The sequence below is a fragment of the Nonomuraea turcica genome (genome assembly GCF_030718205.1).
In the GTDB taxonomy this organism is placed as follows: domain Bacteria; phylum Actinomycetota; class Actinomycetes; order Streptosporangiales; family Streptosporangiaceae; genus Nonomuraea.
In genome coordinates this window covers 21,967-46,950 of record NZ_JAUZQF010000027.1, presented here as the reverse complement: position 1 = coordinate 46,950, position 24,984 = coordinate 21,967, and the positions used below count along the sequence as shown (strand labels likewise).

The following is a 24,984-nucleotide window of genomic DNA, read 5'->3' as shown; positions in this document are numbered from 1 at the left end:
TCAACCCTGTCGAAACGGACTTCGGTGCGCACTCAGCCTGGCCAGACCGACCCCGCGTTGATCCGCAACTTCTGCATCATCGCGCATATCGACCATGGCAAGTCGACCCTTGCCGACCGGATGCTGCAGATCACCGGCGTGGTCGACGACCGCTCCATGCGCGCGCAATACCTCGACAGGATGGACATCGAGCGCGAGCGCGGCATCACGATCAAGTCGCAGGCCGTCCGGCTGCCGTGGGACGGCCATGTGCTCAACATGATCGACACTCCGGGGCACGTCGACTTCACCTACGAGGTGTCCCGTTCGCTGCAGGCGTGTGAGGGCGCGGTCCTGCTGGTCGACGCGGCCCAGGGCATCGAGGCGCAGACGCTGGCCAACCTCTACCTGGCCATGAACGCCGACCTACACATCATCCCGGTCCTCAACAAGATCGACCTGCCCGCGGCGCAGCCGGAGAAGTTCGCCGAGGAGCTGGCCGGGCTGATCGGCTGCGACCCGTCCGACGTGCTCAGGGTCTCGGGCAAGACCGGCGAGGGCGTGCGCGAGCTGCTCGACCACGTGGTCCAGACGGTCCCGGCGCCGGTCGGCAACGCCGACACGGCCGCCCGGGCGCTGATCTTCGACTCGGTCTACGACACCTACCGTGGCGTGGTGACCTACGTCCGGGTCATCGACGGGCACCTCGGCAAGCGCGAGCGCATCCTGATGATGTCCACCATGGCCACCCACGAGACGCTGGAGATCGGCGTCATCTCGCCCGAGCCCAAGGTCTCCGACCGGGGCCTCGGCGTGGGCGAGGTGGGCTACCTCATCACCGGCGTCAAGGACGTGCGCCAGTCGCGGGTCGGTGACACCGTCACCTCGGCGGCCAAGCCGGCCCGCGAGATGCTGGCGGGCTACGAGCACCCGAAGCCGATGGTGTTCTCCGGGCTCTATCCGATCGACGGCGACGAATACCCCGAGCTGCGCGAGGCACTCGACAAGCTCCAGCTCAACGACGCCGCGCTCGTCTACGAGCCGGAGACCTCGGCCGCGCTCGGGTTCGGCTTCCGCGTCGGCTTCCTCGGGCTGCTCCACATGGAGATCGTGCGCGAGCGGCTGGAGCGCGAGTTCGGGCTGTCGCTGATCTCGACCGCGCCCAACGTGGTCTACCGCGTGGTCATGGAGGACGGCAAGGAGCTCACGGTCACCAACCCGTCGGAGTTCCCGACCGGCGGCAAGATCGCGCAGGTCTTCGAGCCGGTCACCAAGTCCACCATCCTGGCGCCTTCGGAGTTCATCGGCGCGATCATGGAGATCTGCCAGGGACGGCGCGGGCAGTTGCTCGGCATGGACTACCTGTCGGAGGACCGGGTCGAGATCCGCTACACGCTGCCGCTCGGCGAGATCATCTTCGACTTCTTCGACCAGCTCAAGTCGCGCACCCGCGGCTACGCCTCACTCGACTACGAGCCGGCGGGTGAGCAGGAGGCCGACCTGGTCAAGGTCGACATCCTGCTGCAGGGCGAGCCCGTGGACGCCTTCAGCGCGATCGTCCACAAGGACAAGGCTTACACCTACGGCGTCGACATGGCGAAGAAGCTGCGCGAGCTGATCCCGCGGCAGCAGTTCGAGGTGCCGATCCAGGCCGCCATCGGGGCCAGGGTCATCGCCCGCGAGAACATCCGCGCCATCCGCAAGGACGTCCTTGCCAAGTGCTACGGCGGCGACATCTCCCGTAAGCGCAAGCTGCTGGAGAAGCAGAAGGAAGGCAAGAAGCGGATGAAGATGGTCGGCCGGGTCGAGGTGCCCCAGGAGGCCTTCGTCGCCGCGCTGTCCACCGACTCCAGCGCCGACAAGACCAAGAAGTAACGTCCGGAGCCCCGGCGGGAGACCGGCCCGGACGCACGCCATCCGCTCGTCCTGGGCCGCGTCCTGCTCGCCGAGCGGGCGCACCGGCTCCTCCTGTCTGCACGACTACCCTGAAAGCATGGAAGTGGTGCAAACGGCGCGAATGCTGCTTTCTCGCGTCACAGCCGACGACCTGCAGGCCGTGCACGAGCTTCACTCCGATCCGCGTACGAGCGAGTACAACCCCTCCGGCCCCTCTCCCGACCTGGAATCCAGCCGGGCCATGCTGGATCTGTGGCTCGCCGACTGGGACGAGCGCGGGCTGGGGTATTGGGCGGCACGGCTGCTGGGGGAGCCGGAGGTGATCGGTTTCGGCGGTTTGCGCCACGCCATCGTCGATGGCGATCACGTGCTGAACCTCTACTACCGGTTCCGGCCGTCGGCGTGGGGGCACGGGTACGCGCTGGAGCTCGTCGAGGCGGCGCTCCGGGTCGGCAAGGGCCTCGGGACGGTGGTGGCGGTGATCCGCGACATCAACATGCCGTCGCGGAGGGTGGCGGAGCGGGCGGGCATGCGCAAGGACCGCACGATTCCGTACGGGGGAGTGCCGAGCGACGTGTACGTCGCCTGAGCGGACCTTCAACGCCCGGCCCGGGATTCTGTCGGTGGCGCCGACTAGCGTCTCTTTCCGAACGCCTGTGCGACTGGAGGGTGACGTGATTGCTTCTGAGCGATTCGAGCGTGCCGCGGTGCTGGGGGTCGCTGTGGCTGAGGAGACGAGGCGGCTGCTGAGGCGGCACCTGGATGCGGCCGGAGCGGAGGGGGACGACGGCGCGGTGCTGGTCGAGGTGCCCCATCCCGATGCCGCGGTGGTCACCGCGCTGCTGGATGTGGCGGCCGAGTGCTTCGGCGAGCGAGGTGACTCGATCGAGGAGATCCGGCAGGCCGCGCTGGAGACGTTGTTACAGCTGGCCGGGTTCGATGCCGAGTCCCAGCTCGGCTGGGCCGAGCTGGGCGGCCGGTAAAGGGTTCGCCGGTCGACGTGCCGCTCGGTTACCGTCCTGTCATGCGCATTCTCTCCGTCAACGTGGGCACAGCGGTCGAGGCCGAATGGGCCGGGAAGATGGGGCGCACAGCCATCGACAAGAGGGCTGTCACGCACCGTGTCGAGGTCCACGCCAACGGGCTGGCCGGCGACGAGCGGGCCGACAAGGAGCACCACGGGTCGCCCGACCACGCCGTCTACTCCTACGCCAGAGAGGACTACGACTGGTGGGAGGCCGAGCTCGGACGGGAGGTGCGTGACGGGCGGTTCGGGGAAAACCTCACCACCTCCGGCCTCGACGTCAACGAGGCCGTGATCGGTGAGCGGTGGCGGGTGGGCAGCGCCGTGCTCGAGGTGACCGGGCCTCGGGTGCCGTGCGTGGTGTTCCGCAACTGGATGGACGAGCCCGGGTGGGTCAAGCGCTTCACCGACGCGGCGCGGCCCGGGGCCTACCTGAGAGTGATCGAGCTCGGCGAGCTGGGAGCCGGCGACGAGGTGGAGGTCGTCTCGCGTCCGGAGATCGGGGTGACGGTGGCCGACTGGTTCCGTGCACACCACGGGGACAAGGACGCGCTACGCCGCATTCTTGCCGTTCCCGGACATGACAGTCGATGGGACGAGATGGCGGAAAAGGTGCTGGCCGGGTAGAGGCCCCCTACCCGGCCAGCGATCCTCAGCGCAGGACCGAATACAGCGCCGAGGTGAGGGAGGCGCGCGCGTCGTCCTGGTCGATCGACCACATCATCGACCCGCCCAGTCCCTTGAGCCGGATGTAGGCCGCCTTCTGCAGCATCATCGCCGGATCGTCGTACGACCAGAACTCGTTGCCGTCGTAGAGCCACATCGCCCCGGTGCGCAGGTCCCGGTAGCGCTTGCCCGGCTTGTTCACCAGGTCCTTGTAGTCCTCGCTGCCCGGGGCCCACGTGCCGGGAGCGGGTCCGGTGGCGGGCTTGTAGAGGCCGTCACCGTCGCCGGTCACGCCGGTCCAGCCCTGGCCGTAGGCGGGCACCCCGACCACGATCTTGCGTGCGGGCGCCCCACGGGACAGGTAGTCGCGGACGGTCTGGTCGACGCTGTACTTCACCGGGTTCGGATCCCGCCGGTCGGTGAACAGGTTGCCGTTGTGCCCGGTCTGCGGCTCCCAGGTGCCGTGCAGGTCGTAGCCCTGGATGGTGGCGAAGTCGAGCTGGCTGAAGACGCGCCGTACCTCGAAGCCGGCGTCGATCTTGGCGGCGGCGGCAGGCAGGAAGGCGGTCAGTTGCGCGCCGCTCGCGTAGGCCTTGAGCTGCGAGCGCAGCTCCTGCACGAACAACGTGAAGTTCTGCTTGTCCTCGGGACGGATGACGTTCCCCTCGGCCCCGGACGAGCCCGGCCACTCCCAGTCCAGGTCGATCCCGTCGAACACGCCGGCCCCCGCGCCCGGCTCCAGCCCCGGCAGGTCGCCGCGCAGCCACAGGTCGATGCAGGAGCGCGCCAGCGTGGCGCGCGACTCGGCGGTGAGCACGGCGTCGGAGAAGTGCTTCGAGCCGGTCCAGCCGCCCAGCGAGATCAGCACCTTGAGCCCCGGGTGCTTGGCCTTGAGCTTGCGCAGTTGGTTGAGGTTGCCGTTCAGGGCCTGTCCGGGCGCGTCGGCCACGCCGTCCACGCTCTGCTCGGCCGGCACCGGCCGCTGCCAGTCCGCCCATGGGTCGGCCGAGTAGCAGGAACCCTCGGCGTTGACGAACCCGAACGCGTAGTTGAGGTGGGTGAGCTTGGCCGCCGCGCCCGTGGCGTCCACGTCCTTGACGTGGTAGTTGCGGCCGTAGATGCCCCATTGGATGAAGTACGCGACCCGCTTGAAACCGGCCTGGGCCTCGGCGGGCACGGAGACCGCCGAGAGCCCTAGCAAGAGCGAGAGCGTGATCAGGACCTTCTTCTTCACCGAGCGTCTCCCGGAGGATCAACTTATAGGAAACTTTCCTAATAAGTTGAGGCGATCGTAGAGCGCTCACACCAGCGCGTCAACGAGTCTGTTCACCTCGTCCGGGCTGGACAGCACCGACCAGTGGCGCGCGGGGTCGGACAGCAGCTCCAGCACCAGGTCGGCGGCCTCCGTCCGGGTCGCCGCGGCCGCGAGCAGGTCGAGGATGTGGTCGGCCGGCGGCTGCAGGAACGTGTTCGTCCACGCGGTGACCGGACCGGCCACCTCCTCCCACATCCGGCCGGCGACCGCGCGGGCGAAGGACACGTCGTACGGCCCGCCCGCGGCGATCGACTCGGCCGCGATCCACGCGCAGGCCGACCCCACGTTGGCGCCCTGCCCGGTCAGCGGGTCGTTGACGATCCAGGCGTCGCCCACGGCCAGCGCCACGCGCCCACTCGGCAGCGTGGCCACCGCCTCCCGCACGGTCGGCGTGATCGCCCCGCACCACGCCTCCTCGGGCCCGGCCGGCTCGAACGCGGCCGTGTCGATCCGCTCGCGCAGGCTCGGGGCGTGCTCGGCGATCGCCGCGAGCAGCGCGGGCCCCACGCCGGCCGGGTCCATCCGGGTGAGCGGCTCCAGAGGACCGCCCGGTATCGCCTCGACCAGGATCGCGGACGCCAGGCCCGCCCGCGTCAGCATCGGCATGCAGAAGATCTCACCGCAGGCCGGCGAGATGGCGGAGGACAAGGTCGTGCCGGCCCGCACCCCGTGGAACACGCCGGCGAACAACCTGCGCTGCGGTTCGCCGTACGGCGAACGCCCAGGATCACGCGGGAACAGCTCGGCCACCGAGCGCCGCCCCGCCGCCACCACCATGAGCTCGTGCTCCCGCGACCACCGATCCACCTGCGCCGCGTCCGGCTCCGTCCCCGTCACGACGATCTTCCCGCCCTTGCCGGCCAAGTCCTCCATGAGCGCGGGCAGCAACAGCCGGAAATCCACCACGCTGTACGGGTCCGCGATCCGCCCCGTGAACTCCAGCGGCGGCACGCCCTTGATCGAGAAACTCGCCGCGTCCACCAGGCATCCGGGATCGGCGTAGTGCTCGCACCCCAGCTCCCGCTCCCGCGCCCGCATGCCGCCCGTCCTGGCGACCGCGCCGGGCAGCCGCCCCGAACGAATGGCGTCCGCGTCGCCCACGCTGTACAGCGTCGTCTCCACCCCGAGCTGCCGCAGCCGCAGCGCGACGGTCAGCCCCGCGATCCCCGCGCCCACGATGCCGATGCCTGTCATGTCTCCCCCTCGGCCGGTGGACACCAGTGGACGCGAAGGCGCTTGAGACCGGCTTGGAGCACCCTTAACGGCCCGGCAGACTGGAGTAGTGCCATCCACCCTGCCTGACGGCGATCCCGCGCCCACCTCGGGCGAACTGCCCGACAGCGCCCTGAGCGGCCTCGGCGAGCGTCCGTTCGGCTTCTACGTCCACGTGCCGTTCTGCGTGACCCGCTGCGGCTACTGCGACTTCAACACCTACACCGCCGCCGAGCTGGGGCCGGGCGCCTCACACCGCGACTACGCGGACACGGCCGTCGAAGAGGTGCGCCTCGCCCGCCGCGTCCTGGGCGACGCCGAGCTGCCGGTGGAGACGGTGTTCTTCGGCGGCGGCACGCCCACCCTGCTGCCTCCCGAGGACCTGGCCAGGATCCTGGCCGCGATCGACTCCGAGTTCGGGCTGCGGCCGGACGCCGAGGTCACCACGGAGGCCAATCCCGAGTCCGTGGACCACTCCTCCCTGGAGAAGCTCCGCCACGGCGGGTTCAACCGGATCAGCTTCGGCATGCAGAGCGCACGCGAGCACGTGCTCCAGGTCCTCGACCGCAGGCACACGCCCGGCCGGCCGGCCGCGGCCGTGCGGGAGGCGAGGGAGGCCGGGTTCGAGCACGTCAACCTGGATCTGATCTACAGCACGCCCGGCGAGTCCGACGACGACTGGCGGGCCTCCCTGGCCGCGGCGATCGAGGCCCGGCCCGACCACGTGTCGGCCTACTCGCTGATCGTCGAGGAGGGCACCAGGCTCGCCGCCAGGATCAGGCGCGGCGAGCTGCCGATGCCTGACGACGACGTGGCCGCCGACCGCTACCTGATCGCCGACCAGATGCTGGCCGAGGCCGGCTTCCGCTGGTACGAGGTGTCCAACTGGGCCACGTCCGACGAGGCGCGGTGCCGGCACAACCTGCTCTACTGGACCGGCGGCGACTGGTGGGCGGCCGGTCCGGGCGCGCACAGCCACGTCGGCGGCACCCGCTGGTGGAACGTCAAGCACCCGGCCGCCTACGCCCAGCGGCTGGCCGCGCACACCTCGCCCGCGCACGCCCGCGAAGTGCTCGACGACGAGGCCCGCGCCGCCGAGCGGCTCATGCTGGAGCTGCGGCTGGCCTCCGGCTACCCACTCGCCGAGGTCGCGCCGGGCGCGCGAACGGCCGTGGCCGCCGCGCTGGCGCGCGGGCTGCTCGAGCCCGAGCCGTTCAAGGCGGGCCTGATGGTGCTCACGCTGCGAGGGCGCCTGCTGGCCGACGCCCTCATCAGGGACCTGCTCGTTTAGGTGATCAGGCGGATGGCGAACGGATAGCGGTAGTTCTGGCCCTTGTTCGTCGCCAGGGCGGCCTGGATGTGGAAGATCAGGGACAGGATCCAGACCACCGGCAGCAGGAGGGCGCCGATGAAGACGATCACCAGGATGCCCGAGATGACATAGCCGATGAACATCGTGATCTGGAAGTTGAGCGCCTCGGCCGCCTGGTCCCTGACGTAGGGGGACTCGTCCTTCTTCATCAGGTAGATGACCAGCGGGCCGAGCCAGGAGGCGAGCAGGCCGAGCAGGTGCGCCAGCATGGCCATCGTGGTGTCGTCGCTGCCGGGGCGGGGGCCGAACCTGCCGGGGACGTACGGCTCGCCGGGGCCCTGCGCGTAGCCGTAGCCGGGCGGCTGCTGAGACGCCTGCCCGTAACCCGGCTGGGGGCCGTAACCGCCGGATTGCGGCTGACCGTGGCCGGGCGGCGGCTGCTGCCCATAGGACGGCGGCTGCTGTCCATAGGACGGCGGCTGCTGTCCATAGGACGGCGGCTGCTGTCCATAGGAGGGCTGCTGGCCGTAGCCGGGCTGCTGACCATAGCCTGGCTGCTGGCCGTAGCCTGGCTGGGACCCCGGCTGCTGGCCGTAGCCGGGCTGGGAGCCGGGTTGTTGACCATAGCCGGGCTGGGAGCCGGGCTGCTGGCCGTAGCCGGGCTGCCCGCCGTACCCATAGCCCGGTTGTTGCGGGCCCGAGCCCTGGTCCTGCGGGATGTCCGAAGGGGACACCCGGCGCGTGGCGTCGTCGTCGGGCGGCGGGGGTTGCGACGGATCCTGGCTCATGGTGCCTCCGTAACGAAGTCGATGAGTTCCTCGACCCGGCCGAGCAACTCCGGCTCCAGGTCGGTAAAGGTCGAGACGGCGCCGAGAATGCGCCGCCACGCGCCCGCGGGCTCCATACGCCAGCCCAGGGCCGCGATCACGCCTTCCTTCCACGGCACGCCGCGCGGCACGTCGGGCCAGGCCGGAATGCGCAGCACGGACGGCTTGACCGCCTGCCAGATGTCGACGAACGGATGCCCCACCACGAGCACGTCCGGCGAGGTGATCTGGGCGGCGATCCTGCTCTCCTTGGAGCCGGGCACGAGATGGTCGACCAGCACCCCCAGCCGGCGTCCCGGCCCGGGGTCGAACTCGGCCACGATGGCCGGCAGATCGTCCACACCCTCCAGGTATTCGACCACGACCCCCTCGACGCGCAGGTCATGGCCCCAGATCTTCTCGACGAGGGCGGCGTCGTGCACGCCTTCCACGTAGATCCGACTCTCCTTGGCCACCCGTGCCCGCAGCCCCTCCACGGCGATGGAGCCCGACGCGCTGCGCCTGGGCCCGGCGGGGGCGGCCGTGGGCCGTACGAGGGTCACGGGCTTGCCGTCCAGGAGGAATGCGGCCGGCGCCAGCGGGAACAACCGCCGCCTGCCGAACCGGTCCTCCAGCGTGACGGACTCCTTGTCGCAGGCCACGACCGCGCCGCAGAAGCCGCTGTCGGCGTCCTCCACGACAAGGTCCGGCTCGGCGGCCACCTTAGGGATCTTGCCCTTGCCCGGCCGCCGCCAATTGCCCGCCAGCACATCGCCCTCGTACACACGGGGACCGTAGCAAATCACCCGCCGACCGCAAGGCGCTTGCGCGCAGAGCTACGGCGCATCAGGACGACGATGGTGGCGATGATCGCGAGGAGGACTCCCGCGCCGGGGACCAGGAACAGCGCGGCGGCCCCGCCGGCGACTCCGCCCGCGGCGGAGGCGACCGGCTTGCCGACGCCGTACTTGACGTCCGCCGTCTCCTGGTTGGTGCAGGTCAGCTGGTAGTCGCCCTTGCTCGGCGCATTGATCACGAGGATCTGCTCCCAGGTCACGCTGCCGACGGTGAGCGACTGGCTGCCGCTGGTCTCGGCGAGCTTGGCCTGGCCGGAACCGCCGGAGATCTGGCACTCGTAGTTGATCCGCGTGGTGGTGGCGACGTAGACGGCCGGCTTGTCGGCCGGGTCGACGGTCACGGTGATGCTCTCACCCGACGAGAACGTCTTGGTGGGGGCCAGGTCGGTCACGCTGCCGAGCACCCCGCCGACGAAGATGACGACGCCGACGATCCCGCAGATGACGGCGACGCCCCAGGCCGCCGTCACCCACCACAGGCTGGGCTTTACGGCTTTGGAATCGATTTGTGGGGGGAATTGGGGCTGTTGGCCGTATTGTCCGTACTGAGGTTGTCCGTACTGAGGCGGCGGGCCGTACTGGGCGGACGGGCTCCCGTACTGCTGCTGCGGTGGCGGAGGCGCGCCGTACTGCGGCTGCTGGCCGTAGCCGGGCTGGGGTCCGTACCCGGGCTGGGAGCCGGGCTGCTGGCCGTAGCCGGGCTGAGAGCCCGGTTGGGGTCCGTAGCCGGGCTGTGGCGATGGTGGCTGGCCGTAGTAGGGGTCCTGGCCGGGAGGCGGCCCGTACGACGGAGGTTGAGAATTGTCCGACATGTCGGCAAGTCTGGGCCCTGTCGCTTGTAAGACGCTAGCAACAGGATGGGAGTCGGCGTTATCGCACCTTGTGGGCGAGAGCCGTACACTTGGCACTCGGGAACACAGAGTGCTAGACACTTCGTTCCTGAAAGCAGAGGGCAGGAGGTGAGCACGTGCTCGACGATCGGAAATTGGCGGTGCTCCGCGCCATTGTCGAAGACTACGTGTCCACCAACGAACCGGTGGGCTCCAAGGCACTGGCCGAGCGCCACAACCTGAGGGTCTCCCCGGCGACGGTCAGGAACGACATGGCCGCGCTGGAGGAAGAGGGCTACATCACACAGCCGCACACCAGCGCGGGACGCGTGCCGACGGACAAGGGATACCGCCTGTTCGTCGACCGGCTCTCGCAGATCAAGCCGCTGTCGGGAGCCGAGCGTAGGGCGATCGAGACCTTCCTCGCCGGCGCGGTGGACCTCGACGACGTGGTCACCCGCACCGTGCGGCTGCTCGCGCAGCTGACCAGGCAGGTCGCGGTCGTGCAATACCCGACGCTGACGCGCTCGACGGTCCGGCACGTGGAGCTGGTGCCGCTCAACGACCGGCGGGTCATGCTCGTGCTGATCACCAACACCGGCCGCGTCGAGCAGCGCGTGATCGAGCTGCCCGAGGTGGTGGAGGACACCCGCATCGCGCACCTGCGCGCGGTGCTCAACGCCTGCCTCGACGGCTGCGGCCTGAGCAACGTGCCCGAGCTGGTCGCCGACCTGCCGGAGCGCCTGCCCGTCGAGGACCGGCCCGCGGTGGCCACGATCCTGTCGGTGCTGCTGGAGACCCTGGTGGAGCGGCACGACGAGAAGATCGTGTTCGCCGGCGCCGCCAACCTCGCCGGCGCCGACTTCTCCACGGGCCTGCGTGACGTGCTGGAGGCGCTGGAGGAGCAGGTCGTGCTCATGCGGCTGCTCGGCGAGACATCCTCGGACACCCCCTCTGCGCTCACCGTCCGCATCGGTTCGGAAAACCCTTACCTACGTGGCACATCCGTCGTCGCGACCGGATACGGTTCTGGCGACAACCAACTGGCCAGGCTCGGTGTGCTGGGCCCCACCAGGATGGACTATCCCGTGACGATGGGCGCCGTGCGTGCGGTGGCTCGCTACGTCAGCCAGATCTTGGCTGCATCATAAGAGGTCGATAAGTGGCAAACAGCGACTACTACGCCACCCTCGGGGTGCGCCGTGACGCCAGTCAGGACGAGATCAAGAAGGCTTACCGCCGCCTCGCCCGCGAGCTGCACCCCGACGTGAACCCCGACCCTGAGACCCAGGAGCGGTTCAAAGAGATCACGCAGGCCTATGAGGTGCTGTCAGACCCGAACAAGCGCCAGATGTACGACCTGGGCGGCGACCCCTTCGCCGGCGCGGGAGCAGGCGCGGGCGCCGGGGGCTTCGGAGCGGGCTTCCCGTTCAGCGACATCATGGACGCCTTCTTCGGCTCGGCGGCCGGCACCCGAGGGCCGCGCTCGCGGGCGCGCCGGGGCCGCAACGCCACCATCCGCGTCGAGCTCGACCTGCGCGAGACGGCCTTCGGCACCACCCGCGAGCTGGTCGTCGACACGGCCGTGCTCTGCGAGGTCTGCCACGGGGCCGGCGCCGCGCCGGGCACGCACCCCGACACCTGCGACATGTGCAACGGGCGCGGCGAGATCTCCCAGGTCACCCGCTCGTTCCTGGGCCAGGTTATGACGTCGCGACCCTGCCCGCAGTGCGGCGGCTTCGGCACCATCATCCGCCACCCCTGCCAGGAGTGCTCAGGCGACGGCCGGGTGCGCACCCGCCGTACGATCAAGGTCCGCATCCCCGCGGGCGTCGAGGATGGCACCCACATCCAGCTCGCCGGCGAGGGCGAGGTCGGCCCCGGCGGCGGCCCGCCCGGAGACCTGTTCCTGGAGATCGTCGAGCGGGCCCACGAGATCTTCGAACGCCGCGGTGACGACCTCCACTGCACCGTCCAGATCCCGATGACGGCCGCCGCGCTCGGCACCGTGCTCGTGGTCGAGACGCTCGACGGCGCCGAGGAGATCGACGTGCGCCCCGGCACCCAGTCCGGCCAGGTCATCACCATGTACGGACGCGGCGTGCAGCGGCTCAACGAGTCCGGCAGGGGCGACCTGCTGATCCACGTCAACGTCGAGACCCCGACCCGGCTCGACACCGCGCAGGAGGACCTGCTGAAGGAGCTGGCCAAGCAGCGGGGCGAGGAGCGGCCCCCCGGCAAGTTCGCGCCCGGGCAGCAGGGCTTCTTCTCGCGCCTGCGCGACGCGTTCAACGGCCGGTGACCGTACCCGTCTTCCTCTCGGAGGAGCTCGACGGACCCGAGCTGACGCTCGGTGGGCCCGAGGGGCGGCACGCGGCGTCCGTGCGCCGCCTGCGGGCCGGTGAGCGCGTCGATCTCACCGACGGAGCCGGTACGGTCGCCGAATGCGTCGTCCGCGAGGTCCTCAAGGACGCGCTCAGGCTCGATGTGCTGGCCCGCTACCGGGTCGAGGCGCCCCAGCCGCGGCTCGTCGTCGTCCAGGGACTGCCCAAGGGCGACCGGGGGGAGTTGGCGGTCGAGATGATGACCGAGGCGGGCGTGGACGCGATCGTCCCCTGGTCGGCCGCGCGCAGCATCACCCAATGGAAAGGCGACAAGGTCGCCAAAGGGCTCGCCCGGTGGCGCTCCACCGCGCGTGAGGCGGGCAAGCAGGCACGCAGGTTCCATTTGCCCGAGGTGACCGAGCTCGCCTCCACCGCGCGGGTCGAGGCGCTGCTGGCCGGCGCGGCGCTGGGGCTGGTGTTGCACGAGGAGGCGGCCGAGCCGCTGTCCGGCGTGCCGTTGCCCCCGGGGGGCGACATCGTGGTGGTCGTGGGGCCGGAAGGGGGCGTCTCGGAGGAGGAACTGGCCAGGTTCCAGGCGGCCAAGGCCGTGCCTGTGCTCCTCGGGCCCACGGTTCTGCGGACCTCCACGGCGGGGGTGGCGGCGGCAGCCGTGCTACTCACGCGTACCGGACGCTGGTGAACGCCCCAGAGCGCTCAGAAGACGCGCTATGTCTCAACGTGCTCAATCGTCTCGTAACGTCTCAAGGCGCTCAGTCGGCTCGTAACGTCTCGCGCGCTCAGTCGGCTCGTGATGTCTCAGGGCGCCGGCTTGTAACGTCTCAGGGGCGCTCACATGGCTCGTGACGTCTCAGGGCGCTCAGCCGGCTCGCGACGTCTCGCGGCGCTCAGCCGGCTCGTGACGTCTCACGGCGCTCAGCCGGCTCGTGACGTCTCACGGCGTCTGAGAGGCGTCCACGAGCGGGCTGGCCAGTTCGGTGGGCGCGTCGGTGGCGTCGTCGGGCGGGCACTCCTCCAGCGGGCACGCCGACGGCTGCGTGGTCGGATCCACGTCCGAAGGCGTCGGCGTGGGGGAGGCCGTCGGGCAGTCCTCGGCCGTCACGGCCTCGGAGGGGCACGGCGTGGACGTGGGTTTGGGGCTCTTCGACGGCCTGCTGGTCGAGTTCGCCGTCTTCGCCGGTCGCGGTGACGGGGTGTCCGCGGGAACCACGGCCGGGTTCCGGTCGGCGGTCGGCTCCGGGGGCGGCGGCTGCTGGGAGCGGGTCGTGGAGGAGTTGGACGGGACCTTGGAGGAGGTCTCGTTCTCCACTGGCTGGACGCTCTGCTGTTCGATGATCTGCGAGCGCAGCCCAGGAACGGCCATCACGATGGCCCCCGCTACGAGGACAGCACTGGCGGCGGCCGCGCCCGCACGCCACCAGAACAGGTTACGTACGCCGCGCCGCTCGATCCGGGCGCGGATGATCTCCAGTCCGTCCGGCGAGGGCACGACCGCGTCCGCCTCCGCGCGGAGCGCACGGCGAAGGAGGTCGCCGTGCTCGTCGGGGGGCTGGGTCATGACATTTTCTCCAGGACGGATCGCAAAGCGGCCATGCCACGTGCGGTGTGGCTCTTGACCGCGCCCTTGCTGATGCCCATGGCGTGAGCTATCTCAGCTTCGGACAGATCACCGTAATACCGCAGGACCAGTGCTTCTCTCTGTCGGGTCGGCAGGGCACGTAACGCCTCGATGACGGCGGAGCGTTCCAGCTCGCCGATCGCGCCGTTCTCGGCGCTCGGGGCGTCCGGGAGGCCCTTGGGAGCGTACTTCTCGACGACCGCGCGGTGACGCAGCACGGACCGGGACCGGTTGACGACGGATTGACGGAGGTAGGCGAGTGCTTTGTCGGGGTCACGCAGCCTACGCCAGGCGCCATGGATGGCGACGAACGCATCCTGCACGACCTCCTCAGCGGTTGCTATGTCGCGCACGAGCAACACAGCTAGACGCACCAATGACCGAAAATGCGCACTGTACAGCGCGGTAACGGCCATGTCGGCATCCCACCCGACTGGCACCGCCCCCATCGACCTGTCGGCCAGAAGGGTTTCGGTGGTCACATCAGTGGGACGCGCGGCCTTCCCAGAGGGTTTACGCTCTTCCGGTTCTTGAGGTTTCCCCGGTTCCTTAGGGTGCATTACGCCAGTCGTGTCCTCGCCAGGTGGCGCTCGCCCGACCCTGAATCGTCTTTTGTTCTGAAGTGTCGCACACACACCCTAACCGCGCGGATCTTCTCACGCACGACACCGACGATTACCGATTCGCAACGGACTCGCTAACGGGAGGGGTCTCGATAGGGTGCTGCTGTGAACGACTGTCTCTTCTGCAAAATCGTCGCCAAGGAGATCCCGGCCGAGATCGTCTATGAAAGCGGCAGGACTCTGGCGTTCCGCGACGTCAATCCGCAGGCTCCCACGCACGTGCTGGTGATCCCGAAGGGACACCACGCCAACGCGGCGGTGCTCGCCGACGCGGACGACGGGCTGGCCGACGACGTACTGAAGACCGCCCACGCGGTGGCCGTGCAGGAAGGTGTGGCCGACACCGGATACCGGGTCGTCTTCAACACCGGTCCGGGCGCCGGCCAGACCGTTTTCCACGTGCACGCCCACGTCCTGGGCGGGCGCGACCTCACCTGGCCTCCAGGGTGATATTGAGGAGAGCAATCCGCCGGGCCCCGGATACGATGGGCGGAGAAGCACACCGAAAGAGACCGGGAGGCATCAGGCCGCTGGCCTGCCCATGTCCGAACTACACGAATCCCGACGCACGGCACCTCCCTCGCGCACACAAGCCAAGGTGCTGATTCCGGACGAATACCCGATGGTCAGCCTCCTCGGCTCCCGTGATGAGCTGCTACGCGTCATCGAGGGCGCTTTCAGGGCCGACATCCACGTACGGGGCAACGAGATCACCGTCACCGGCAGCCCCGACGAGAGCGGCACCGTGGTGCGGCTCTTCGAAGAGCTCGTCGAGGTGCTGCGCAGCGGCGGCGAGCTCACCCCCGACGCGGTCGAGCGCAGCATCGCCATGCTCCGCATGACCTCCGACCGCCCCGCCGAAGTGCTCTCCCTCGACATCCTGTCCTCGCGCGGGCGCACGATCAGGCCGAAGACCGTCAACCAGAAGCGCTACGTCGACGCGATCGACAAGCACACGGTCGTCTTCGGCATCGGCCCGGCCGGCACCGGCAAGACCTATCTCGCCATGGCCAAGGCCGTGCGGGCCCTGCAGGAGAAGCGGGTCAATCGGATCATCCTCACCCGCCCCGCCGTCGAGGCGGGGGAGCGGCTGGGATTCCTGCCCGGCACGCTCTACGAGAAGATCGACCCCTACCTGCGGCCGCTCTACGACGCCCTGCACGACATGCTCGACCCCGACTCGATCCCTAAGCTGATGGCCAACGGCACGATCGAGGTCGCGCCGCTCGCATATATGCGCGGTAGAGCGCAACCAGTTGGCACAGGCGTGCTAACTCCGGAAGGCTACCGCTCTATCGGGGAGCTGGAGGTCGGTGACCTCGTCATCGGATCCAACGGCGAGCCGACTCCTGTGCTGGGCGTTTATCCGCAGGGGGAGAAAAAGATCTATCGGGTCTACAGCCAGGACGGTTCCTCGGTGCTCGCCTCCGAAGACCACCTCTGGACTGTCCGCACCCGTGACGACGCCAATCGGGGAAAGCCGTGGCGGGTCCTGCAGACGAAGGACATGATCGGTGACCTGCGGACGGCGCACTACCGCAAGTGGGAGTTGCCGCTGCTGAGCGCGCCCGTCTGCTTCCCTGAGCAGCCGGTGCCCATGGATCCCTACGCGCTCGGCCTGCTCCTGGGGGACGGGTGCATCACCGGATCGACGACCCCCAGTTTCGCGACGAACGACCCTGAGCTCGTCGAGTCGCTCGAGCGGGCTCTTCCCAGCGTGCAGGCGACGTGGAAGGGCGGACCGGACTACGTGCTCAAGCGGGTGAGGCAGCCCGGAGAGAGCGTGACGATCGCCAATCCGATCACCGACGTCATGCGGCGCCTGCAGCTTTCGGGCTCCGGGTCGTACACGAAGTTCGTCCCTGAGGTCTATCTCCATAACACACCGGAGATCCGGATCGCAGTTCTTCAGGGTCTGCTCGACGCCGATGGAGGTCCTGTCACCCAAGAGGGCCGCACGTGCAGGATCCAGTTCAGCACCGTGTCGCCGCGGCTTCGTGACGACGTCGTCTTCCTTGTCCAGTCCCTCGGGGGCGTCGCCTACGTGGGCACACGCCCCGCGACAGGCCGTAAGCCTGGATTGGCCAAGGGGCGGCCGGTGCGCCACCGCCACGATGCGTACATCCTCGACATCCGGCTTCCCGAGGGCATCGAGCCCTTCCGGTTGTCCCGGAAGGCAGAGATCTATAAGGCGTCCGGCGGCGGTCGTCCCATGCGCTACGTTGACCGCATTGAGCCGCGTGGTACGGCGGAGTGTGTGTGCATCCAAGTGGCTGCGGAAGACTCCCTCTACGTCACCGAGGATTTCCTCCTGACCCACAACACGCTCAACGATGCGTTCATCATCCTGGACGAGGCACAGAACTCCTCGGCCGAGCAGATGAAGATGTTCCTCACCCGGCTGGGCTTCAACTCCAAGATCGTGGTCACGGGTGACGTGACGCAGGTGGACCTGCCTTCGGGCACGGTGAGCGGGCTGCGGGTGGTCCAGGAGATCCTGGACGGCATCAACGACATCCACTTCTCCCGGCTGACCAGCGCCGACGTGGTCCGTCACAAGCTGGTGAGCGAGATCGTGGATGCCTATGGGCGCTACGACGCCACGGTGGCCGCTCAGGAGCCGAAGCAGATCCAGCATCGGGGGAAGCGGCGACCGTGAGCATCGAGATCAACAATGAGTCCGGCGTCGGGGTCGACGAGGAGGGCCTCGTGGCGCTGGCCGCTCATGTGCTCGGCGAGATGGGCATCAACCCGCTCGCCGAGCTGTCCATCGTGGTGGTCGACGAGGGCGCCATGACTGAGCTGCACGAGAAGTGGATGGGCGAGCCCGGCCCGACCGACGTGCTGGCCTTCCCGATGGACGAGCTGCGCCCCGGCGGCGGCGCGCGCGGCGACTCGGACGGCCCGGCGGATCCCGCGCTCTTGGGGGACGTCGTGCTCTGCCCGCAGGTGGCCGCCAGGCAGGCGAAGGAGGCCGGGCACAGCACGGCCGACGAGCTCGAGCTGCTGTGCACGCACGGCATCCTGCACCTGCTCGGTTACGACCACGCGGAGCCGGAGGAGCACAAGGAGATGTTCGGGCTCCAGGCCCAGCTCCTGGAGTCGTGGCAGGAGGTGCGCGACCCGCGGTGAACGGCTGGTTGCTGTCAGCCATCGGCCTGGTGATCATCGGTGGCTTGATCGCCAGTGCGGAAACGGCACTGACGCGCATCTCCAGGGTGCGCGCCGAGGAGTTCGTGCGGGACGGCAAGCGGGGCGCGGTGCGGCTGCAGGCCATCGAGACCGACCCGCCGCGTTACCTCAACCTGCTCCTGCTGCTGCGGCTGAGCTGCGAGCTGATCGCCACGGTCATCGCGACGTTGCTGTTCATCGACATCATGCATGACCAGGGCTGGGCCTACGTGTGGGCCGCGGCCGTGATGATCGTGGTCAGCTACGTGGTGGTCGGGGTCATGCCCCGTACGCTGGGCCGCCAGCACGCCGAGCCGGTCGCGCTGGCCAGCGCGCCCATCGTGTACGGTCTGACGCGCATCTTCGGCCCCCTTCCCAAGCTGCTGATCCTGCTGGGCAACGCGTTGACGCCCGGCAAGGGGTTCCGCGACGGCCCGTTCACCTCCGAGGCCGAGCTGCGTGACCTGGTGGACCTGGCGGAGGAGCGCCGGGTGATCGAGCCCGACGAGCGCGAGATGATCCACTCGGTCTTCGAGCTGGGGGACACGCTGGTGCGGGAGGTCATGGTGCCCCGCACCGACATGGTCTACATCGAGCGCGGCAAGTCGATCAGCCAGGCTCTGTCGCTGGCGCTGCGCAGTGGTTTCTCCCGCGTTCCTGTCGTGGGTGAGAACGAGGACGATGTCGTGGGCATTGCCTATCTCAAGGACATCGCCCGCAAGATCCACGAGGCGGGGGAGGGTGGCGGCAAGGAGCCGGTGGAGTCGATCATGCGCTCGGCTGCATACGTGCCCGAGAGCAAGCCCATCGACCAGCTCATGCGGGAGATGCAGGCCAGGCAGATCCACATCGCCATCGTCATCGACGAATACGGCGGCACCGCCGGCCTGGTCACGATCGAGGACGTGCTGGAGGAGATCGTCGGTGAGATCACCGACGAGTACGACCAGGAGGCGCCGCGCGTCGAGCGGGTGCCCGGTGGCGGCCTGCGGGTGACGGCCAGGATGCCGGTCGACGAGCTGGGTGAGCTGTTCGAGGTCGAGATCGACGTGGACGATGTGGAGACCGTGGGCGGGTTGCTGGCCCATGCCCTCGGCCGGGTGCCGATCGCCGGGTCCCACGCGGAGGTGGCCGGCCTGTCCCTGACTGCGGAGACCTTGGCGGGCCGTCGCAACCGCATCAGCACCGTCGTGGTTCACCGTGTTACGCCGCCGGAGGACGAGGCCGTCCCCGCCACGGCCGAACGTGACTAGTCCTCCCGCTCGGCCCCGCTGGGCGGCGACTGCGGTGCCGGTTGTGCTGGTCCGAATGTCCATCGCCGGGACCTCCTCGTCCCTTGGGAGGGCACGATGGCTGGTACGTGCCGGGCAGCGGCGCACAGGTGGTGACGTGGGCTGATCTGAGTGGGAGCGGCCGGGGGACAAATGCGGACGGATGCCGCAAGCGTTCTACAAGTCTTCTGCAAGCGACCTCCGGCACTCTCTAATCACGACATCCAGTGCGGTGGGTGTCAGAGGGGAAGCATCCGATCGCCGGGTGGGGTTCGCGGCGAGAGGATGGATCCAGGGGGACGACAGCGTCCCGGTCGGGTAGCCGGCTGAGACGCTGATCGGCGTAAAGGGTGTTCTCATCCAGAAAACCGGATGAGAACACCCTTTTTGCGTGTTGCTGGGACCTCCGATGGATTGCCGCATTAGTTGGTCGGGCAGGGTTCGCGCCAGGGGGGATCATGAGACGAAGACAGGGGATCATCGGTTGCGCCCTGCTCGCTTGCACCCTGGCGGGATGCGGCGGCGAGGGCGCGGAGAGCTTCATCGACCCGAGCGCCATGGCCCAGCTGCGCGAGGCGCTCCGTAAGGAGCCGCGGCTGCCCGAGGGCTTCACGGTTCGTCCTGAGCAGGCGTGGCGGATGCCGTTCGGCCCCGCGGACCGGAACTGCCGGGCGCTGCTCGAGCCGGCCGGCGGCCGTGCGCCCGCGCACGCGCTGACCGCCCAGGCGGCGGTGAGCTACCAGGGCGACGGGCTGGGCGAGCAGGCCGCGGTCGGCCTGGCCAGGTACGCGGGTGAAGAGGCCGAGGCGCATCTCGACGCGCTGGCCAGGGCACGGGAGTCGTGCCGGGCGGTACGCACCTCCTCCGGCACCGACCTGCGGCTGAGCGAGCTGCCGGTCGAGGACGCCGGTGACGAGGCCGTGGGGGCGCGGCTGCAGGGCCGGTTGCACGGCTATCCGTACGTGCTCGACGTCGTGTTCTCCCGGGTGGGCGACACGCTCGTGTCGGTGGTCCACACCGGCATGAACGACGTGGACAGCACCCGCACCCGCAAGGTGGTCGCCGCTGCGTTGGCCATGGCCGGCGCATAACCTAGTGCGCGTGACTCTCGATCCTGAAGACAGCAAGATCATCACGTTGGCGCGGGCGGCCAGGGCGCGTAACGGCACCCCTGAAGGGGCCGCCGTACGCGACGAGACCGGACGCACGTACTCGGCGACCAACGTGGCCCTTGCCTCACTCACGTTGTCGGCGGTGCAGGTCGCGGTCGCCATGGCGATCTCCAGCGGCGCGCGTTCCCTGGAGGCGGTCGCGCTCGTGACCGATGGCGAGCCGGGCCCCGGCGACGCGGCCGTGGCCGCGGAGCTGGGCGTCAAGTCGCTGCTCGTGGCCGGTCCCGACGGCACGCTGCGGGGCTGACATGCCGATGTCGCCGTTCCTGGCCAGGTTGCGGGAGAAGATCGGCTCCGATTTGCTCATGCTGCCGTCGGCGGCCGGTTTCGTGTTCGACGACGCGGGCCGGCTGCTGGTGGCCCGCCACGGCGACGTGGGGCTCTGGGCGGCGCCGGGCGGCGGCATCGACCCCGACGAGCGCCCGCAGGACGCCGTGGTCAGGGAGCTCAAGGAGGAGCTCGGCATCGAGATCGAGGTACGCGGGCTGATCGGCGTCTACGGCGGCCCCGAGTTCCGTACGCAATACCCGAACGGCCACCAGGTCGGCTACGTCGTCGCCGTCTACGGCTGCGCGCTCGTCTCGGGTGTGCCCGAGCCCGACGGAGTCGAGATCAACGGTTACCGATGGGTGATCGAGGAGGAGCTCGCCGAGTTGCGCACAACCCCGTGGACGCCGCTCGTGGCGCCCGAGGCGTTCACCTGGTGGCGTGAACACGCTCGTTGATGGGACACAATGCAGAGTGTGACTTCGCCAGACAGCCATCGCGCCGGATTCGCCTGCTTCGTGGGGAGGCCGAATGTTGGCAAGTCCACGCTGATGAACGCCCTGGTCGGGACCAAGGTCGCGATCACCTCGTCCAAGCCGCAGACCACCAGGCGGGCCATCAGGGGCATCGTGCACCGCCCCGACGCCCAGCTCGTCATCGTGGACACTCCGGGCCTGCACCGGCCGCGGACGCTGCTCGGTGAGCGGCTCGACAGCCTGGTGTTGTCGACGCTCACCGAGGTGGACGTGATCGGCTTCTGCGTGCCGGCCAACGAGCCGATCGGCAAGGGCGACCGGTTCATCGCCGACAAGCTGTCCGCGGTGAAGAAGACGCCCGTCGTGGCCGTGGTGACCAAGTGCGACCTGGCCTCCAAGCAGCAGATCGCCGAGCAGTTGCTGGCGGTGTCGCAGGTGGCGGAGTTCGCGGCGATCGTGCCGGTGTCGGCGCAGGCGGGCGACCAGCTCGACGTGGTGGCCGACGTGCTGATCGAGCACCTGCCGGAGTCGCCGCCGCTCTACGAGGGCGGACAGCTCACCGACGAGCCGGAGCAGGTGCTGGTCGGGGAGCTGATCAGGGAGGCCGCGCTGGAGGGCGTGCGCGACGAGCTGCCGCACTCCATCGCCGTGGTGGTCGACGAGATGTTGCCCCGCGAGGGGCGTGACGACCTGCTGGACATCTACGCTCACCTGTTCGTGGAGCGGCCGTCGCAGAAGGCGATCATCATCGGGCACAAGGGGGAGCGGCTGCGGGAGGTGGGCACCAAGGCCCGCACGCAGATCGAGGCGCTGCTGGGCACGCGCGTCTATCTGGACCTGCGGATCAGCGTACTCAAAGACTGGCAGCGCGATCCCAAGCAGCTGCGGCGGCTGGGTTTCTACGACTGACAGTTGGCAGGCGGCGGGCAGCGGCCGGCCCGCGCGGCTGACCTGTGGCGTGCTCTACGACCGGCCCGCGCGGTCAGTGGTCGGCCCGCGTGCGGCGGAACAACGCCAGGACCGAGAGCACCACGACCCCGAGCGAGCACGCCAGCGCCGCGAACCAGCCGAACCTGATCACCGGTGCGACCGACAGCAGTCCCAGGTCGATGGAGATCCGGTCCTGCACGCCGCTCCCCTCGGTTACGAACATCACCACCGCCAGCACGGCCACCGCACCAGGGACGAGCGCCAGGGCGGCGAGCCTCGGATGGGCGAGTAGCCCGGCCAGGCCGCACGCCAGCGCCACCAGCCCCGCCACCAGCGCGTAGATGCCGAACGCGTCGTCGATGCCGCGCACGTCGGCGGTCACCCCGCCGCCGATCAGGCCGATCTTCGCCTCCAGGCCCGCCCATGGCAGGACCGCGCAGAACACCAGGAGCGCTCCGGCGACGGCCACGGCCAGCGCGTGGCCGCGACGGGTGCCGGGCGGCGCGGGCTTGAGCTCTTCGGCCACACGATCACTGTATGACGGGGCCGCCCGTCCGGCCATCGTACGCAACGGAGTCATCACCATCGACGCAAGCCGCGTTTTCGCCCCATTCCAGGCGCGAACGCAGCTCCACCGCATCGCCGGCCAGGGCCGACACCAGCGTCCCTGACGCCGCCAGGGGCAGGACCACGACTCCGTCGGCCACGAGCGGTTCCTTCGCCGTCGTCGTGAGGAACGTGGTGCCGACGCAGCGGGCCCCGCCGAAGACGGCCGGCGAGGTGTCGAGCGCCGGGTCGCCGACGGTGAACTCCTGCCTGAGCAGCGGGCGGTCGCCGCAGGTGGCGTCGAAACGAGCGTGGCAGCGGCCAGGCTCCTCGCCGTACCGGCCGAAGACGATCTCCTCGCGCCACAGGACGCTCGCGTCCGGCTCCAGCGCCAGCCGTACGATCAGGCGGTGTTCGCAGCCCGCGGCGAGCACCGTCGGCTCGGGGGTGAAGCGGAGGGTCGCGCCCGCGCCCACCCGTGCGGTGATCAGCATCTCGGACTCGCCCTCGCCGGGTAGGACCAGCGTGCTCGCCACCGAGCCCAGCTCCAGAGTGGTACGGGGGGCGACGTCCACGTCCAGCGCCAGCCGGTCGCCGCCGAGCGGCCCGGCCGCCGTCGAGACGAGGTGGACGGTGTACGGGCCGGTCTGGCGCAGCGTCAGCGGCGGATCCGAGGCCATCCGGCTGATCATTGTTCGTCCGTCCGCCGCAGGCACGGTCGCGACGGCGGCACTGGCCCGCATCGCCCGTCGCCGCCCACGCCCTGCCCGAGCCGCCCCATCGGCGCGCACCCGTCCGCCCGGCCCAGCAGGTCCTACGTGCTCGCCCGGCCCAGCAGGCCCTGCGTGCCCGTGCTGGCCGCCATGTCCCGCAGGCGTCGTGCTCTGAGGCGTTTCCGTGTGCTGGACAGGCCTGGGGCGCTCGTCAGCGGCGGACTCGTCAGCGGCGGGCTCGGCGCCGGCGGGCTCGGCGCCGGCGGGCTCGGTCGGGTCGGGTGGCCGGGGCGGTGCGGCGGGCTCCGGGGCTTCGGCGGCCTCGGTGGTGCCGGTGGGCTGGGAAGGCATTACGAGACGGGGGCCGCGTGGACGTGGGACCAGGTCGTCACCCGTTCGGAGACCCAGTCGGCGACGGCGGCGGCAGTGGGCTCCTGCCTGATCGAGGTGAACAGCACCGGCCGCTCCCCGCGTACCTTGGCCGCGTCGCGGGCCATCACGCCCAGATCGGCGCCCACCATCGGGGCCAGGTCGGTCTTGTTGATCACCAGCAGGTCCGCCGTCGTGACCCCGGGACCGCCCTTGCGGGGCACTTTGTCACCGCCCGAGACGTCCAGGACGAAGATCTGCTCGTCCGCCAGCCCCCGGCTGAACGTCGCCGTCAGGTTGTCGCCGCCGCTCTCCACGATGACCAGGTCCAGCGGGCCGAATCGGTGCTCCAGGGTCTCGACGGCGTCGAGGTTCGCGGCGATGTCGTCGCGGATGGCGGTGTGCGGGCAGCAGCCGGTCTCGACGGCCAGGATGCGCTCGGCGTCGAGCACGCCGGCCCGGCGCAGGAAGTCGGCGTCCTCGGTGGTGTAGATGTCGTTGGTCACCACGCCCAGGGACAGCGATGGGCCCAGCGTCCGGCAGAGTGCGGCCACCAGGGCCGTCTTGCCGCTGCCCACCGGGCCGCCCACGCCGAGCCGCAGCGCCCGGCCGCGGCCGTCGGGTGCGTGGTGATGGTCGTCGTGATTGGCTCCCATGTACGGGTCCTTCCTTAGGAGACGAACAGCCTGATCTCGGCCTGCGTGTGCTGCTCGGCCAGGAGATCCAGTGCTGGTGCTGAATACGCGGGCAACGCCTCCCAGAGGGGGGCGAGGTGGGGGGCCGGGTGCGCGTTGGTGGCGGCGAGGTGGGCCTGGGCGGTCACGGCGGTGAGATCGGGGGCGAAGGCGGCCAGCAGCGCGTGCACGGCGACCGGGTCCAGGCCCAGCAGCCGGACCGCCGCCGTGGCGGGGCCGCTGATCGCATGGTACGCCGCCGCCATGGCCGCCTCCTCGGGCGTGGCCCCCGCCGCGTGCGCCGCCACGCCGAGCGCGATCGGGTGATGAGGATGGGGTATGGTCCGCGCCAGCTCGTCGAGGACGTCCGACGGCCACACCCGCCGGGCGACCCTGAGCAGCAGCCTGCCCTGCGTCCTGGAGGCGTCCCGCTGCGCAGGTGAGGCGGTCCGCGCGTCCACCTCGTCATCGAGCCGCACCCAGGGTGACACGTCGCCGCCATCATCCCTGCCGCGTCCGGCTGCCTGGCTGCCCCGTCCGGCCGCGTCACCGTGTCGGGCTGGAGTCGCGAACGTGTCCCCGCCGGGCGCGAGTGGCTGGTCAAGAGGCGCGTGGACGCCGTCAGTCGCGGTGCCGGTGGTCGCGTGAGCAGCGCCCGCGCCGAGGTGGGTGACGTCCCGGGTGGCCGTACTGGACGCCTGGAGGGCGGCGGCGGCTGCCAGGGCGGCGGCGAGCGTGCCGGAGGTGTGCAGCCGCCCCCGAAGGAAGCGGTCCAGCGACGGCACGTCGTGCACCGCCCCCGACGCGATGGCGCGTTCGGCCCCGCCCGAGTGGGCGTGGCCGCCGGCCGGCAGGCGGGAGTCGGCGATCAGGAGCAGAGCCGGGTTCATCAGATCGAATTCATCGCATCTCGCT

The 24,984-nt window shown here is 69.8% G+C and carries 26 protein-coding genes and 3 pseudogenes; 18 read left to right on the top strand and 11 right to left on the bottom strand.

The annotated features are described in order from the left end of the window. Positions 1-24 precede the first annotated feature (24 nt). From lepA to Q9G87_RS47985, 4 genes are all read left to right on the top strand, one after another. The gene (gene lepA / locus Q9G87_RS48000) at positions 25-1,854 is read left to right on the top strand and encodes a translation elongation factor 4 (protein WP_305923357.1); all 1,830 of its coding nucleotides are present in this window, start codon (positions 25-27) and stop codon (positions 1,852-1,854) included. 118 nt (positions 1,855-1,972) lie between these two features. Then, positions 1,973-2,464 carry a GNAT family N-acetyltransferase gene (locus Q9G87_RS47995; protein WP_305923356.1) on the top strand — a complete coding sequence of 164 codons (492 nt, stop codon included), beginning with the start codon at positions 1,973-1,975 and terminating at the stop codon, positions 2,462-2,464. Between the two features lie 85 nt (positions 2,465-2,549). Beyond that, positions 2,550-2,858: a hypothetical protein gene (locus Q9G87_RS47990; RefSeq protein ID WP_305923355.1), complete on the top strand. Its 309-nt coding sequence runs from the start codon at positions 2,550-2,552 to the stop codon at positions 2,856-2,858. 41 nt (positions 2,859-2,899) lie between these two features. Continuing rightward, entirely contained in the window at positions 2,900-3,526 is a 627-nt protein-coding gene (locus tag Q9G87_RS47985) for an MOSC domain-containing protein (RefSeq protein ID WP_305923354.1), read from the top strand. A gap of 25 nt (positions 3,527-3,551) precedes the next feature. On the opposite strand, the gene Q9G87_RS47980 is transcribed toward Q9G87_RS47985, so the two are convergent. Beyond that, a complete protein-coding gene (locus Q9G87_RS47980; protein ID WP_305923353.1) occupies positions 3,552-4,799 on the bottom strand; it encodes a glycoside hydrolase family 18 protein in 1,248 nt (415 codons plus the stop codon). Positions 4,800-4,865: 66 nt separating this feature from the next. After that, a complete protein-coding gene (locus tag Q9G87_RS47975; protein WP_305923352.1) occupies positions 4,866-6,074 on the bottom strand; it encodes a styrene monooxygenase/indole monooxygenase family protein in 1,209 nt (402 codons plus the stop codon). Between the two features lie 88 nt (positions 6,075-6,162). Between Q9G87_RS47975 and hemW the strand changes: the two genes are divergently transcribed. Next, the gene (gene hemW / locus Q9G87_RS47970; protein ID WP_305923351.1) at positions 6,163-7,383 is read left to right on the top strand and encodes a radical SAM family heme chaperone HemW; all 1,221 of its coding nucleotides are present in this window, start codon (positions 6,163-6,165) and stop codon (positions 7,381-7,383) included. On the opposite strand, the gene Q9G87_RS47965 is transcribed toward hemW, so the two are convergent. The 3 genes from Q9G87_RS47965 to Q9G87_RS47955 are packed head-to-tail and all read right to left on the bottom strand — an operon-like array spanning position 7,380 to position 9,879. Further along, a complete protein-coding gene (locus Q9G87_RS47965; RefSeq protein ID WP_305923350.1) occupies positions 7,380-8,192 on the bottom strand; it encodes a DUF4870 domain-containing protein in 813 nt (270 codons plus the stop codon). The two genes, hemW and Q9G87_RS47965, sit on opposite strands and share 4 nt — an antisense overlap. Further along, positions 8,189-8,995 (bottom strand): DUF3097 domain-containing protein, encoded by an 807-nt coding sequence (locus Q9G87_RS47960; protein WP_305923349.1) that lies wholly within the window; start codon positions 8,993-8,995, stop codon positions 8,189-8,191. The genes Q9G87_RS47965 and Q9G87_RS47960 overlap by 4 nt, the downstream gene beginning before the upstream one ends. 17 nt (positions 8,996-9,012) lie before the next feature. Then, complete coding sequence (locus Q9G87_RS47955) at positions 9,013-9,879, bottom strand: polyadenylate binding domain-containing protein (RefSeq protein WP_305923348.1); 867 nt, start codon at positions 9,877-9,879, stop codon at positions 9,013-9,015. Positions 9,880-10,034: 155 nt separating this feature from the next. Between Q9G87_RS47955 and hrcA the strand changes: the two genes are divergently transcribed. Genes hrcA through Q9G87_RS47940 form a run of 3 tightly spaced genes read left to right on the top strand, consistent with a single transcriptional unit; the run spans position 10,035 to position 12,921 of the window. After that, a complete protein-coding gene (gene hrcA, locus Q9G87_RS47950; protein WP_305923347.1) occupies positions 10,035-11,048 on the top strand; it encodes a heat-inducible transcriptional repressor HrcA in 1,014 nt (337 codons plus the stop codon). An 11-nt stretch (positions 11,049-11,059) separates the two neighbouring features. Beyond that, on the top strand, positions 11,060-12,199 hold the full coding sequence (gene dnaJ, locus Q9G87_RS47945) for a molecular chaperone DnaJ (RefSeq protein WP_305923346.1): 1,140 nt from the start codon (positions 11,060-11,062) through the stop codon (positions 12,197-12,199). Continuing rightward, the gene (locus Q9G87_RS47940) at positions 12,196-12,921 is read left to right on the top strand and encodes a 16S rRNA (uracil(1498)-N(3))-methyltransferase (protein ID WP_305923345.1); all 726 of its coding nucleotides are present in this window, start codon (positions 12,196-12,198) and stop codon (positions 12,919-12,921) included. Before dnaJ ends, Q9G87_RS47940 begins: the two co-directional genes overlap by 4 nt. Before the next feature lie 252 nt (positions 12,922-13,173). On the opposite strand, the gene Q9G87_RS47935 is transcribed toward Q9G87_RS47940, so the two are convergent. Further along, entirely contained in the window at positions 13,174-13,797 is a 624-nt protein-coding gene (locus tag Q9G87_RS47935) for a hypothetical protein (RefSeq protein ID WP_305923344.1), read from the bottom strand. Then, on the bottom strand, positions 13,794-14,306 hold the full coding sequence (locus Q9G87_RS47930) for a SigE family RNA polymerase sigma factor (RefSeq protein ID WP_080047132.1): 513 nt from the start codon (positions 14,304-14,306) through the stop codon (positions 13,794-13,796). Before Q9G87_RS47930 ends, Q9G87_RS47935 begins: the two co-directional genes overlap by 4 nt. 279 nt (positions 14,307-14,585) lie before the next feature. Here Q9G87_RS47930 and Q9G87_RS47925 point away from each other — a divergent pair, with 279 nt between their 5' ends. From Q9G87_RS47925 to era, 10 genes and pseudogenes are all read left to right on the top strand, one after another. Beyond that, on the top strand, positions 14,586-14,930 hold the full coding sequence (locus Q9G87_RS47925; protein ID WP_305923343.1) for a histidine triad nucleotide-binding protein: 345 nt from the start codon (positions 14,586-14,588) through the stop codon (positions 14,928-14,930). A gap of 91 nt (positions 14,931-15,021) precedes the next feature. Beyond that, positions 15,022-15,726: pseudogene (locus Q9G87_RS47920) on the top strand (PhoH family protein); the annotation flags it as partial. Next, positions 15,715-16,524 (top strand): annotated as a pseudogene (locus Q9G87_RS60990) (LAGLIDADG family homing endonuclease); the annotation flags it as partial. The pseudogenes Q9G87_RS47920 and Q9G87_RS60990, both read left to right, overlap by 12 nt. 279 nt (positions 16,525-16,803) lie before the next feature. Beyond that, a pseudogene (locus Q9G87_RS47910) lies at positions 16,804-17,139 on the top strand (PhoH family protein); the annotation flags it as partial. Further along, positions 17,136-17,612: an rRNA maturation RNase YbeY gene (gene ybeY / locus Q9G87_RS47905; protein WP_305923342.1), complete on the top strand. Its 477-nt coding sequence runs from the start codon at positions 17,136-17,138 to the stop codon at positions 17,610-17,612. The pseudogene Q9G87_RS47910 and the gene ybeY, both read left to right, overlap by 4 nt. Next, on the top strand, positions 17,609-18,904 hold the full coding sequence (locus Q9G87_RS47900) for a hemolysin family protein (RefSeq protein ID WP_305923341.1): 1,296 nt from the start codon (positions 17,609-17,611) through the stop codon (positions 18,902-18,904). Before ybeY ends, Q9G87_RS47900 begins: the two co-directional genes overlap by 4 nt. Positions 18,905-19,380: 476 nt before the next feature. Further along, complete coding sequence (locus Q9G87_RS47895; RefSeq protein ID WP_305923340.1) at positions 19,381-20,013, top strand: hypothetical protein; 633 nt, start codon at positions 19,381-19,383, stop codon at positions 20,011-20,013. A 10-nt stretch (positions 20,014-20,023) separates the two neighbouring features. Continuing rightward, a complete protein-coding gene (locus Q9G87_RS47890) occupies positions 20,024-20,341 on the top strand; it encodes a cytidine/deoxycytidylate deaminase family protein (protein WP_305923339.1) in 318 nt (105 codons plus the stop codon). Position 20,342: 1 nt separating this feature from the next. Continuing rightward, positions 20,343-20,819, top strand: coding sequence for an NUDIX domain-containing protein (locus Q9G87_RS47885; RefSeq protein WP_305923338.1), 477 nt, complete (start codon positions 20,343-20,345; stop codon positions 20,817-20,819). 18 nt (positions 20,820-20,837) lie between these two features. Further along, positions 20,838-21,746 carry a GTPase Era gene (gene era / locus Q9G87_RS47880; protein ID WP_305923337.1) on the top strand — a complete coding sequence of 303 codons (909 nt, stop codon included), beginning with the start codon at positions 20,838-20,840 and terminating at the stop codon, positions 21,744-21,746. 73 nt (positions 21,747-21,819) lie between these two features. On the opposite strand, the gene Q9G87_RS47875 is transcribed toward era, so the two are convergent. The 4 genes from Q9G87_RS47875 to Q9G87_RS47860 are packed head-to-tail and all read right to left on the bottom strand — an operon-like array spanning position 21,820 to position 24,959. Continuing rightward, positions 21,820-22,293, bottom strand: a complete 474-nt coding sequence (locus tag Q9G87_RS47875; protein ID WP_305923336.1) for a hypothetical protein — start codon at positions 22,291-22,293, stop codon at positions 21,820-21,822. Positions 22,294-22,297: 4 nt separating this feature from the next. Beyond that, entirely contained in the window at positions 22,298-23,377 is a 1,080-nt protein-coding gene (locus tag Q9G87_RS47870) for an urease accessory protein UreD (protein WP_305923335.1), read from the bottom strand. Beyond that, positions 23,377-24,051: an urease accessory protein UreG gene (ureG, locus tag Q9G87_RS47865; RefSeq protein ID WP_305923334.1), complete on the bottom strand. Its 675-nt coding sequence runs from the start codon at positions 24,049-24,051 to the stop codon at positions 23,377-23,379. Before ureG ends, Q9G87_RS47870 begins: the two co-directional genes overlap by 1 nt. 14 nt (positions 24,052-24,065) lie before the next feature. Next, positions 24,066-24,959: an urease accessory protein UreF gene (locus Q9G87_RS47860; protein ID WP_305923333.1), complete on the bottom strand. Its 894-nt coding sequence runs from the start codon at positions 24,957-24,959 to the stop codon at positions 24,066-24,068. Between the last annotated feature and the right edge of the window lie 25 nt (positions 24,960-24,984).